Here is a 12,020-nt window from a genome sequence, read left to right on the forward strand (position 1 = left end):
AGGGGCCCAAGGACGAGATGTTCACGCCGCCGCACCATCCCTATACTGATCTCTTGCTCAGCTCAGTGCCGGAGATGGACCCGAATTGGCTGACCACACTGTTGGAAGAGCGTGGCGTGGATAATGTGGGCGATGCGGCAGCAGCCCGTATTGATCCAAAGGATCCCAAGATCACTGGCGTAAACGCGTGATACAAGTGCAAGACGGGGCGGAGAGGTTATCCTCATCCGCCCCTCACTCGGTCTGAATTCCGTTGATCTATCGGGCTATTACAGGATCGCCATGGCGGACATTACAAATGTCCCGATGATCGCTGCATAGACGATCACAACAGCCTGCCAAGAGGCACTGTGCGCGCGCAGTTCACGGTTCAGTTCGTCGCGGGTCATCGGGTTGCCTCCATCCTATAGGTTTAGATCAGGGCCGTCTTTGTGGCCACGCTGCGCACATAATGGATTTTTGTGACCGCGCAATGGCAAATACTGAGAAAATCCATGCGTTTGCAGCATGTCTCCTGCGCGATTTCCACATATCGAGAGAATCCGAAGGTTAATGATCTGAAAACGACGTCACATAACGACATGAACCGCAAATATGACCGCACCGCCTTAACTCTCGGTTAACGCCCAAAGGACAAGACTGTCCCATGCTGGTGCGCGGACTCACCTTGTTTCTCATAATTGCTTTGGTCGGATGCAATTCTCCCGGCCCGGCATTTCAGACTCTGACGCCACAACGAATCACTATCGGTCATAGTGCTTTTGATGTGCGGATCGCGGGCACACGGGCGCAGGCGATGCGTGTCAGCCCGGAATGGGCCCCGCGCCTGGCGGCAGTTGCCCCACGCGGGGTTGCGGCAATAGAGGCTGTCAGCGGCTGTCGCGTGGCACGGCTCTGGGGCGATGCAGCGGTAATGGAGGCGCAGCTTGATTGCGGCGCCGGCCTGCCATCCCTCCCGCCGCCACAGATCCTTGAGTGCGAGCAAGAGCCGGTCTTTCGCGGATACGTCGATCTCATCTGCACTTGGCGCGAGTGAGGTCTAGGGCGCATCTTCAAGGGGTATTGGCACCAACCGTTCCATCGTCAGGCTGGTCGGGCGATCATAACCGGGATGAGCGGTTTGCGCCGTGATCACGAACCCGAGGTTCGCAAAAGTGGCATGGTTCTCTACCAGTTCCAGTCGGGTTTGTAGCCGCAGGCGCGGCAGGCCGAGTGTTATTGCCCGAGACTCGGCATGTGCCACCATCTTACCCGCCAATCCCTGTCCTCGATGGCCTGCATCTACCGCAAGCTTACCGAGATAGAGCGCATCTGGCTGTGGTGTCAGGATCATGCAGGCGATGGGGTAACTCCTCTCGGAGATGACCCAGATCTCAGAGGTCGCGGCTAAAACGCGCAACGCATCGACATCCAAATGTGCCAGCGATGAGGGCGGATCAATGCGCCCCTCCATATAGGCAAAGGTGCGGCACAGCAGTGCGTGAACCGCGTTGAGGTCATCAGCAGGCAGATAACGACGCATGAGCAAGCCTCTGGTCTGGAAAGCTGTGCAAGAGGATAACGCTTTAGACCAAAAAAGCGGAGCGATTCTTCCGTGGTTGTTCTAGCCGAGCCAGATCAGGGCGTAGGAGAAGCGTTGCGAGCGGCCTCAATCCGCGCGCGCGCAGAATTCGACCGCGGCATCCAAAGACCCCGGTCTATCGCCTCGGCGAGACGCTCGGCCAGTTCGCGCAGGGCGGACGGGTTGTGGTTTGCAATGAACGCGCGTGTGTCGTCATCCTCCAGAAACGCCGCCTCGACCAGATCGAAATGATGGCCGCGCACAGCGCCCGTTGTGGCCGCAAAGGCAAAGAGATAATCCACCGTCGCGGCGATCTCGAAAGCGCCTTTATACCCATGCCGCTTAACCCCCGCGATCCATTTCGGATTGACCACGCGCGACCGCACCACCCGCCCGATTTCATCCTCCAGCGTGCGGATGAGCGGACGTTCGGGGCGCGAGTGGTCGTTGTGATAGATCGGTCGATCGCGTCCCTGCAACGTGCTCACGGCCGCCGCGGCGCCACCTTCAAACTGATAATAGTCATCAGAATCAAGCAGATCATGCTCGCGATTGTCCTGGTTCTGCACAATCGCCTCGGTCTGGCGCAGCCGCGTTTCAAACCTGACGCGGTCGGGCGTGCCCTCTTCCTTGACACCGTAGGCATAGCTGCCCCAAGTCAGGTATGCCTCGGCCAGATCTGCCTTGTTGGCCCAGAGTCGCTCGTCAATCATCGCCTGAAGTCCCGCGCCATAAGCCCCCGGTTTCGAGCCATAAATACGCGGCCCGATCCCCTCGCTCCGCGCTCTTGCGGCGGCGGGATTGCTGTCCTCGGCCTCATCAAGCCCCTGCACCGCCCGCGCCGCACTGTCAAAAAGCGCGATAAGCTGCGGAAAAGCGTCGCGGAAAAATCCCGAAATACGCAAGGTTACATCCACCCGCGGTCGCCCCAGCACGCCCTCAGGCAGGATTTCGAATCCGGTCACGCGGCGGTTGGCGGCATCCCATTTCGGCTTGACCCCCATCAGTGCCAGCGCCTGCGCGATATCGTCGCCGCCAGTGCGCATATTGGCCGTTCCCCAAGCGGTAATCAGCAGGGCGCGCGGCCAATCGCCATGGGTTTGCAGATGCTTTTCAATCAAGAGGTTGGCGGATTTCCACCCCAGGGCCCAAGCGGTCGGCGTGGGCACGGCGCGGCTGTCCACGCTGAAAAAATTGCGCCCCGTGGGCAGGGTATCGAGCCGCCCGCGCGTTGGAGCGCCCGAGGGGCCGGGGGCAATCGCCCGCCCCTCCAGCGCGCGCAAAAGCCCCGCGCCCTCCTCTGGGCCACAAGCGGCAATGGCGGGGCGGATGCGCTCCGCAATCTCTGCCAGAACCGCCGCTGTATGCGGCCCGACCGCCTGCGCCTCCCCGGTCAAGAGACGTTGTGCCAGAAGTTCCAGCCGCTCGACCGTGTCGCCATTGCTGCGCCAGGGATCGGTGCAGAGACCGACCAGCGCCTGCGGCTTTTTAGGGGCAGGGGCGGCCATATCGCAATCGAGCGGGTCAATGCCGAGCCCATGATCCGTCGCCAAGGCCCGGATCAACGAGGCATCGCCGCTCTTTCCATTGCCGCGCGGAACCCGGGCCAAGGCTATGGCAAGATCAACTTCCAACCGACCAGTCGGTGACTGACCAAAGACATGCAGACCGTCGCGGATCTGCGCCTCTTTCAACTCGCAGAGATAGGCATCGAGCCGCGCCAGATCGCCCGCCTCATCCTTGCCCGACATGCCGACATCCTTGTCGAGTCCGGTGGCGGAACTCAGCGTCAGGATTTCGCGGCGCAGATGGGCTATGCGGCGTGGATCGACCCCGGCAGCCTCATAGTATTCATCCACCAGCGCCTCGAGATCGCGCAGCGGGCCATAGGTTTCGGCGCGGGTCAGCGGCGGGGTGAGGTGGTCGATGATCACTGCCTGCGCGCGGCGCTTGGCCTGCGTGCCCTCACCGGGATCGTTGACGATAAACGGATAGACATGCGGCATCGGCCCCAGCACCGCCTCGGGCCAACACTCGGCGCTCAGCGCCAAGGCCTTGCCGGGTAACCATTCGAGATTGCCATGCTTTCCCATATGCACGATGGCCTGCGCCCCGAACCTATGCCGAAGCCAGATATAAAAGGCCAGGTAGTTGTGCGGCGGCACCAGATCGGGGGAATGATAGGTCTCGGTCGGGTCGATGTTATAGCCCCGCGCCGGTTGCAACCCGACCACGACATTGCCGAAGGTCAGGATCGACAGGGCAAAGCCTGCGCCGGCGGTGCCGTCGGATTTGAGTATTTGTGGAACGATGAAAGGGTCATCTTCAGGCGCACCCCAACGGGCGGTCATCGCCTCGCGAAGATCCCATGGCAGGGCGTTGAAATGCTCTAGGTAGATATCCAGCGGCAGTGTCTCGCCCCCATCGCGGCTGGCGCGATCCGTGAGCCAGTTGGTCGGCCCCGCCATCACCGCCCGCATCAGGGCGTCGCTATCCTGAGGCGGATTGGCGACAGTGTAGCCCGCCTCGGCCATCAGGCGCAGCGCGTGCACCGTGGCCGCAGGCGTATCGAGACCGACCCCATTGGCCAGCCGCCCATCCTTGTTTGGATAATTGGCAAGGACTAGCGCCACGCGGCGCGTCGGCGCAGGTGTCTGGCGCAGCTTGGCCCATTTGGCGGCCAGTTGCGCCACGAAATCCACCCGGTCGCCCACCGCACGATAGGTGGCGATGGGGCATTCTGTGACCGCGTCGAAAAACGCCTCACCCTTGAAGCTAATGGCGCGGCTGAGGATGCGGCCATCGACCTCGGGCAGGGCCACGTTCATGGCGATATCGCGTCCCGAGAGGCCGGTCAGCCCCTTGGCCCATGTCTCTTCAGAAGAGCCTGCCAACACCACCTGAAACACCGGCGCGCCTTTGGCGGCGGGCATGGAAAGCGGGTTTTCGGGGCTTTCGTCGCCCGCATGCGGCGAGCCCACGGCAAAGGCGGTGCAATTGAGGATCACCGAAGGCGGGGCCACACCAAAGAGATGCTCCAGCGTCGCCACCGATACCGGGTCTTTCAGCGAGGCGACAAAGACCGGCAGCGGATTGAGCCCGGCGCGCAAGAGCGATTTCACCAGCCGGTTGATCGGATGGAGCCCGGCCCCCTGCACCAGCGCGCGGTAAAAGATCACCGGAACGACCGGCTGCCCCTCCCCCCACGCCTCTTGCGCGGCAGTCAGGCCCGCCACGCCCGCCCCCGGCCAATAGACCCCCGCGCGCAACAATGGGCTTGCGGCGGCAGGCTTGTCCGTGCCATCCAGCAGTGCCCCCGCATAACGCAAGAAGTTGCTGGCATTCTCTGGTCCACCCTCGACCAGATAGGCCCAAAGCGCGTCGTAATCCGCGTCCGGCACCGTGGACAAACCACGCAATTCCGCGTCCGGCTTGTCATCGCCGGGGAAGAGTGCCAGCGGCACGCCAGCCTCATGCAGCCGCGCGGCATATTGCTCGGCCCCGTATTTCCAATAGCCCACACCACCCAGCACCCTTGCGATCACCAGCCGCGATTTGCTGGCGCAGTGATCGAGATGCAGATCGACGGACATCGGATGTTGCAAATGGCTCAGATTGGCCAGCCGGAGGCTCGGAGACTCTGCCATTTCGGCGCGTGCCGCACTCAGCGCGGCCAATTCAGTATCAGCGGCCGAAATGAAGATCAGATCGGCGGGCGTTTGCCCCAGATCCACCGGTTCTTTGCCATCATCAATGACTCCAGGTGTCGCTGCGAGAAGATGCATCACACGGTTCCGGCTTGATCAAGGACAGGCTTTGCGGCAAGAGCAGCATCAGAGCCGCCCGGATTGGGGCGCAGAGCCGAAAGGGCGACAGCATGGATTACAAAGCACAGGGCACCCCCAAGAAAGGCGGCAAGATCCCGCGTCACAATGAGCATAACGCGCCGGGCACGGACAAGAATCCGTTCGGTAAGCGTCCCTCCAAGGAGGAGCTGATTGCCCGGCTCAAGGCCAAGACCGAGAAAACCGCGAAATAGGCTCATAGCGACTTTTCCATGAAGACGGAGGAGGCGGCCTCGGGATAGTCCCCGAATGGCACGCGCAGCACAAACCCGTGGCGCGCATAGAGCTTGTGCGCCGCCTCAAGCAGGTTACCGGTTTCCAGCCGCAGGCAGGGCAGGGCAAGCACGCGCGCCTCATCCTCGATCCGACGCAATAGCGCATCCGCGATTCCCCGTCCGCGCGCCGCTTCATCAACAAACATGGATTTAACCTCGCCGTAACCGTCGCGCAGCGCGAGTGCGCCGGTGCCAACGATCTGCGCCTGAATGCGCGCGGCAAAGAAGCGGATATCGGGTTCGCAGAGCGCATCGATATCGAGAAAGAAATTATCCTCGGGCGGAAAGAGCGATTCCATCAGAGCATGGCTCGCGCGCAAGAGCGCGCTGGCCTCTGGATGCTTTGGGTCTGCCGCCTCGACGATGATCATGCCGAGAGCGCCGCCGTAATCGCGGCCCGGTCCAGACCCGCCTGCCCAATGACTACAAGCCGAGTCTGACGCGGACCTTTACCAAAGGGCTGGTCGAAATAGCTGTCCACGCGCGGCCCCACCGCCTGAATCGTGAGGCGCATCGGCTTGCCTGCCACAGCGGCAAAGCCCTTGAGCCTCAGGATATCATGGGTGCGGATCACCTCCGTGATTACCTTGGCAAAGCTGGCCGGATCACTGATCTCGGGCCGCGTCACCACAAAGCTCTCAAAGGCATCGTGGCCATGATCGTGATCGTGGTCATCATCCTCGTCGTGATGATCGTCTTCGTCGTCGTGGTCATGATGATGGTGCAATTCATGCCGCGCCTCCATATCTGCCTCGGCCCCGATGCCTTGACCGAGCAGCACCTCGACGGGCAGCGCCCCCATGGTCGCGGTCACGACCTGCACGCCCTCGCGCGAGTCTGCGCGCAGCCGCGCGGTCAGCGCCGCGCGCTCGTCCTCGGTCAGCAGGTCGGATTTGTTGATCACGATCATATCGGCGCAGGCCATCTGATCCTCGAAGAGTTCCGACAGCGGTGTCTCGTGGTCCAGATTTTCGTCGAGCTTGCGCTGTGCATCGACCGCGGCCACGTCATGCGCAAAACGTCCTTCGGTCACGGCCTTGCCATCGACCACCGTCACCACGCCATCGACCGTCACGCGCGTCGAAATCTCGGGCCAGTTAAAGGCCCGCACCAGCGGTTGCGGCAGTGCCAGTCCCGAGGTTTCGATCACAATGTGATCGGGTGCGCGCTCGCGGTCCAACAGCTTTTGCAGAGTGGGAATGAAATCCTCGGCCACGGTGCAGCAGATGCAGCCGTTCGACAATTCCATCACATCCTCTTCTGAACAGGTCTCGATACCGCAGCCTTTGAGGATGTCGCCATCCACGCCCAGATCACCGAATTCGTTGATAATGAGCGCAATGCGCTTTCCCCCCGCATTCTCCAGCATATGCCGGATGAGCGTGGTCTTGCCTGCGCCGAGAAATCCGGTGACGACGGTGGCGGGAATCTTGGCTTGCATATCTTGGCTCCTTCAGGGGGCTTGCATCGGGCGGGGCGGCTGGCCTAAGCCCGGTGGAAAAGGGGATCGTCGATGACGCATCGGATTGTGGTCTGTTCTACGTGCGAGGGCACGGATGGCAAGGGGTTTGCGGCGCGGCTGCGTGTTGCCCTATCTGAGCGGCGCATGGAGTTCACGGTGCAGGACCATGATTGCATGTCCAACTGTGCCCGGCCACTCAGCGTGGCATTCTCCGCTCCGGGCAAGGCCACGTATCTCTTTGGCGACATTGATCCCGCGGGCGATCTTGAGGATACGCTGGCCTTTGCGGCGCTATATGCCGAATGCGCCGATGGCTGGATCGAGGATGCGCGCCCCGCCGGGCGGCTGCGGCAGTGCCTGATTGGGCGCGTGCCGGGCTGAGCGGTCATTCGATCACCACCGCAATCGTGGTCTCGATCGGCACGCCATTCGATGCCAGTTGCGTATGGTCATTGGCATTCAACGTCACCCGGAGTTCATGCGTGCCGACCAGAAGCGCATCCAACTGCATCCACGGTCCATAGGCCCGCGCGATCTTGACTCCGTTCAGATAGAGATGCGCATGACCGCGCCCCGGCACGGCTGGGCCATTCACCCCCTCGGGGTCAAAAGTGAAATTCTCAACGCCGATATGCAGATTGCGGCTCTGCGCCCCGTCGGGATGCAGGGTCAGCGTCATTGCTGGAGCGGGATCAGTGACTTCGGTCAGGGTTGCATGCGCCGTCCCGCCGTGGTCATGGGCGCTATGGTCATGCACGGCCGCGCCATGATCGTGATCATGTCCGCCAAGTTGCACGCTGGATGTGGCGGCGACCAGAAACCCCAGCCCCGTGCCGAAAAAGAGGCCGATGCCCAGAAAGGCGAGTGGTTTGGCCATGATGTTGTCTCCCGTCGGATGGCCCCGGCGCCTAGGCACCGGGGTGTTGACCTGTCAGGTTGCCGTGCTCTCACGCTGCCAGAAATACCCGGCAAAGAGACCAAGAAGGGCCCAAGCGGCAAAGCCGACACCCAAGGCGCGTGCTGCGAAGAGCGCGGCAATCTCGGGCGGAACCGGGCCGGATAGCTCATCTGGGTGGGGCGCGCCAATGAGGTGCGGCGTCAGCATCAATAGAATTGCCACCGTCCACAAGACCCAGTTGCGGCCAAAGGCTATGAGCGCGAGCGCAATCGCAGTTGCTGCAACCGTTGCCCACCACCAGATCTGACGCTCGGCCACATCTGCGGCGGCAACACCCGGCACCTCTGGCGGTAAGGAAAGGGCCGGCGCGAACTGAAACGCGACAAATCCTGCAATGCCCCAGATTAACCCGTTGCGCGCGTTGATCGCGTGTCCTCGATCAGCGGCCATGCCCATGGCAGCAACCAGAATCAACGCATAGCCCACATAGATCAACGCCGAGAACAACAGGCTCAGCCCATCGCGCACCGGATCAAGACCGGGCAGGTCCGGATGAGCGCTAACCGCCGCCGCGCCAAAATGCACAAGGTCACCGCCCTCGTATAGCTCTGCATGCAAAAGTACAGGCTGTACGAACACCAACTGCAACAGGGCGGCAATCAGCCCCGCACAGAAACCAGCGAACAACGCGCTGGTGACAATTTTTGAAAACATGGATTAGTGGCAGGGAAAGCCGGTCGCGTGGCGCACGTCATGTGCGGCGTCATGCAGTGCCGAAGCCTGCACATGGCCAGCGACGGTTACGATGCCAAGGCCCAGAAAGAGCGCGGCAACGAACGGCAGGACAGTTGATTTTGCAGCGGTTTGAACCAATGCGGTCATAGCGGTATCTCCTTTACACCTCTCACCCGAGGCGGGATTAACAAACGCAGGGCTGGTCTCCTGGCTCGCGGGTCGTCGCCTGTCTGCCGCCTTCCCAAGGGTTTTACACCTCAGTGGCATCTGGCAGGGGCTCGCCGCTTACAGTCGCGGGGGCGGCTGACGCATGGACGCCCTGATTGGGTCCGCCGGCACGTCATTCCCATTTATCCTCGCGGCGCTTTGCACCGAAACGAGGAACCTTGCCACTCTCGTATGCAGGCTGCATCAGCATGCGTCAAGGTGGTTTGCGACCGCTCAAGGACGGTCTGCGGCATTGTTTCGTTGAGTGCTGGCAGAGTTTTGCCCAATATCATGTGGATAACTGGCCCAGCCACCCTATATGCTGTGGTTGGCCGTTGACAGGTAGGCACCCCGAGCCCCACACTCCGATGACAACGGAATCACCGGACCAGGGGCACGCGCGCAGGTGCAGTTCTCGAAACTCAGATTGACCGGCTTCAAGAGCTTTGTCGACCCGATCGATCTGATCATCGCGGGCGGTCTTACCGGCGTTGTTGGACCCAATGGCTGTGGCAAGTCAAACCTGCTCGAGGCACTGCGTTGGGTGATGGGCGAAAACCGCCCGACCGCGATGCGCGGCGACGGCATGGAGGATGTGATCTTTGCCGGGGCTGCGACGCGACCTGCGCGAAACTTTGCCGAGGTGGTGATCCATCTCGATAATTCCGACCGGTTGGCACCGGCGGGTTTCAACGACTCCGATCATCTTGAGATCGTCCGCAGGATCACCCGCGACGTGGGCTCAGCGTACAAAGTTAACGGCAAGGACGTACGGGCGCGCGATGTTCAGATGCTGTTCGCAGATGCCTCGACTGGCGCGCATTCCCCGGCTCTTGTCCGGCAGGGGCAGATTTCTGAATTGATCAATGCGAAGCCCAAATCGCGTCGGCGCATTCTAGAAGAGGCGGCCGGTATTTCTGGTCTCTATCAGCGGCGACATGAAGCCGAACTGAAACTGCGCGGCGCAGAAACCAACCTGACGCGTGTTGACGATGTTGTCGAACAATTGGCGGCACAACTGGCGCAATTGGCGCGGCAGGCGAAACAGGCGGCGCGCTATCGGCAAATCGGCGAAGAATTGCGTCTGGCCGAGGGGCTGTTGCTCTATCGTCGCTGGAAAGAGGCGGATTTTGCGCGCGCGCGCGCCGAGGATGAGCTTCGAGACCGCACCACCGCCGCAGCGCGTGCAGAAGTTGGGGCGCGCGAAGCAGCCAAAGCCCGCGCAAAGGCAGAGGAGGCACTACCCAAACTGCGCGAGGAAGAGGCCATCGCGGCTGCAATCCTGCAACGTCTGAGCGTGCAGCGAGATGCCCTTGGCGAACAAGAGGTGAATGCGCGCGACCGGATCGCCACCCTGCGTGGCCGGATCGAACAACTGGCCCGCGATATCGAACGCGAATCGGGGCTTAACCGCGATGCTGTCGACACCATTGCCCGGCTTGATTGGGAGGCTGGTGAACTTGTCAAAGGGGCCGACGGGCATGAGGCGCGGCTGGACGCCGCGCAGGCGGAGGCGCGCGAGGCGGCGCAGATTCTACAACAGCGTGAGAACGATCTCAGCCAGATGACAGAGGATATGGCGCGCCTTGCCGCCCGCCATCAATCTGCGCAACGCCTGCTGGAGGATAGTCGCAAGACTTTGGCCAAGAGCGAGGCCGAGGCTGAGCGCGCGCGCTCAGCGCAGAGCCAGTCTCACGATGCCTTGGCCAAGGCGCAAGCCGATCATGCCGCAGCAATTGAGGCCGAAGCCGGTGCCGTGGCCGCAGCCGAGGCAGCAGAGTTGGCCTTGGTGGATGCTGACGAAGCCCGCGCAGAGGCTCAGGCACAAGAGGCCGAGGCGCGTGCGGCACGCTCTGAGGCCGAGGGAGAGGTCAACGCGCTGCGCGCCGAGGTCACAGCCTTGGCCAAGCTGGTGCAGCGCGACACCGCCGAGGGTGGGCAGGTGATGGACCGCCTTCAGGTGCAGCAGGGGTTTGAAAAGGCATTGGGCGCGGCACTCGCCGATGATCTGCGTGCCCCCGAGGTCGAGGCCGACGGCCCCTCGGGCTGGACTGTTCTGCCCGGTTACGCCGCTCCGCAAATGCTTCCCGAAGGCGTCACGGCACTCAGCAACCATGTCTCGGTGCCAGAAGTTCTGGCCCGGCGCATGTCACAGATCGGATTGATTGATCCCGAGGACGCCGCCCGCCTGCAAGCTCTTCTGAAACCCGGTCAGCGGCTCGTCAGCACCGAGGGTGATCTGTGGCGCTGGGATGGATTCCGAGCCTGGGCAGAGGATGCGCCATCGGCGGCTGCCCTTCGTCTGCAACAGCTCAACCGGCTGGAGGAACTCAAGCAGCAGTTGGAACATGCTACCGCTCGCGCAGATGGGGCGATGCGCGCGCATGAGGCATTACGCGAGGCCTTGATCCGCCGCACTGACGAGGATCGTACCGCACGTGACGCACGTCGCGCGGCGGATACGGCTGTGAACGAGGCCAACAGGTTCCTGAGCCGCGCCGAGGCAGATCGCAATCTTGCCGGATCGCGGCTCGAGTCGCTCGGTCTCGCCGTGACCCGCCATGACGAAGAGGCCATGGCCGCCCGCAAGAGCCTGTCAGAGGCTGAAAAAGGAATAGCCGATCTGGGGGATCTGGAGGCGGCTCGCGCAGATCTGGAAACGATCAAGATGGCAGTAGAGGCTGCTCGGATGATGATGATGACCAAGCGGTCAGGGGCGGATGAGCTGCGCCGTGAGGGCGAGCGGCGCACCCGCCGCAGTCAGGAAATCACCAAAGAGATCAGTGGTTGGCGACATCGGCTGGACACAGCTGAAAAGCGTATCGCGGAATTGGCAGAGCGCAAACTGGACTCGGAGGAAGAACTGACCGATGCGAGCGCCGCGCCGGAGATTCTTGCGGCCAAACGTGCCGAACTCGGCGAGGAGATCACCCGCAGCGAGGCCCGACGCGCCGCCGCTGCTGATGCGCTCTCGACCGCCGAAGGTGAGGCGCGTCAGGCCGCGCTGGACGAGCGCGAGGCCGAGCGGCTGGCCTCC

At 62.2% G+C, this 12,020-nt stretch carries 11 protein-coding genes, 1 pseudogene and 1 riboswitch; of the genes and pseudogenes, 5 read left to right on the forward strand and 7 right to left on the reverse strand.

Translation table 11 applies throughout. The features are described 5' to 3' along the window. Window positions 1-191, forward strand: a pseudogene (locus VR71_RS12190) (ABC transporter); the annotation flags it as partial. Window positions 192-646: 455 nt separating this feature from the next. Beyond that, entirely contained in the window at window positions 647-1,036 is a 390-nt protein-coding gene (locus VR71_RS12195; RefSeq protein ID WP_045684309.1) for a hypothetical protein, read from the forward strand. Between the two features lie 3 nt (window positions 1,037-1,039). On the opposite strand, the gene VR71_RS12200 is transcribed toward VR71_RS12195, so the two are convergent. Further along, window positions 1,040-1,522 (reverse strand): GNAT family N-acetyltransferase, encoded by a 483-nt coding sequence (locus VR71_RS12200; protein ID WP_296430337.1) that lies wholly within the window; start codon window positions 1,520-1,522, stop codon window positions 1,040-1,042. 95 nt (window positions 1,523-1,617) lie between these two features. Continuing rightward, window positions 1,618-5,346 carry a cobaltochelatase subunit CobN gene (cobN, locus tag VR71_RS12205; protein ID WP_045684313.1) on the reverse strand — a complete coding sequence of 1,243 codons (3,729 nt, stop codon included), beginning with the start codon at window positions 5,344-5,346 and terminating at the stop codon, window positions 1,618-1,620. A 92-nt stretch (window positions 5,347-5,438) separates the two neighbouring features. Between cobN and VR71_RS12210 the strand changes: the two genes are divergently transcribed. Further along, complete coding sequence (locus VR71_RS12210; protein WP_009816449.1) at window positions 5,439-5,600, forward strand: hypothetical protein; 162 nt, start codon at window positions 5,439-5,441, stop codon at window positions 5,598-5,600. Window positions 5,601-5,602: 2 nt separating this feature from the next. Here VR71_RS12210 and VR71_RS12215 read toward each other — a convergent pair whose 3' ends face one another. After that, a complete protein-coding gene (locus tag VR71_RS12215) occupies window positions 5,603-6,052 on the reverse strand; it encodes a GNAT family N-acetyltransferase (protein ID WP_045684316.1) in 450 nt (149 codons plus the stop codon). After that, window positions 6,049-7,122, reverse strand: coding sequence for a cobalamin biosynthesis protein CobW (cobW, locus tag VR71_RS12220; RefSeq protein WP_045684326.1), 1,074 nt, complete (start codon window positions 7,120-7,122; stop codon window positions 6,049-6,051). The genes VR71_RS12215 and cobW overlap by 4 nt, the downstream gene beginning before the upstream one ends. Window positions 7,123-7,194: 72 nt before the next feature. Between cobW and VR71_RS12225 the strand changes: the two genes are divergently transcribed. After that, the gene (locus VR71_RS12225) at window positions 7,195-7,524 is read left to right on the forward strand and encodes a DUF1636 domain-containing protein (protein ID WP_009816446.1); all 330 of its coding nucleotides are present in this window, start codon (window positions 7,195-7,197) and stop codon (window positions 7,522-7,524) included. Between the two features lie 4 nt (window positions 7,525-7,528). On the opposite strand, the gene VR71_RS12230 is transcribed toward VR71_RS12225, so the two are convergent. From VR71_RS12230 to VR71_RS25010, 3 genes are read right to left on the reverse strand one after another with little or no spacing between them, the layout of a single operon-like run. Beyond that, window positions 7,529-8,020 (reverse strand): hypothetical protein, encoded by a 492-nt coding sequence (locus VR71_RS12230; protein ID WP_045684328.1) that lies wholly within the window; start codon window positions 8,018-8,020, stop codon window positions 7,529-7,531. Window positions 8,021-8,074: 54 nt separating this feature from the next. Beyond that, entirely contained in the window at window positions 8,075-8,755 is a 681-nt protein-coding gene (locus VR71_RS12235; RefSeq protein ID WP_045684330.1) for a CbtA family protein, read from the reverse strand. A gap of 3 nt (window positions 8,756-8,758) precedes the next feature. Continuing rightward, complete coding sequence (locus VR71_RS25010) at window positions 8,759-8,923, reverse strand: CbtB domain-containing protein (protein WP_009816443.1); 165 nt, start codon at window positions 8,921-8,923, stop codon at window positions 8,759-8,761. 32 nt (window positions 8,924-8,955) lie between these two features. After that, a riboswitch (cobalamin riboswitch) is annotated at window positions 8,956-9,180 on the reverse strand. Window positions 9,181-9,389: 209 nt separating this feature from the next. Here VR71_RS25010 and VR71_RS12240 point away from each other — a divergent pair. Beyond that, a partial coding sequence (locus VR71_RS12240; protein ID WP_045684332.1) for an AAA family ATPase occupies window positions 9,390-12,020 on the forward strand: 2,631 nt, incomplete at its 3' end.

Source organism: Roseovarius sp. BRH_c41 (assembly GCF_000961715.1).
Lineage (GTDB): Bacteria > Pseudomonadota > Alphaproteobacteria > Rhodobacterales > Rhodobacteraceae > Roseovarius.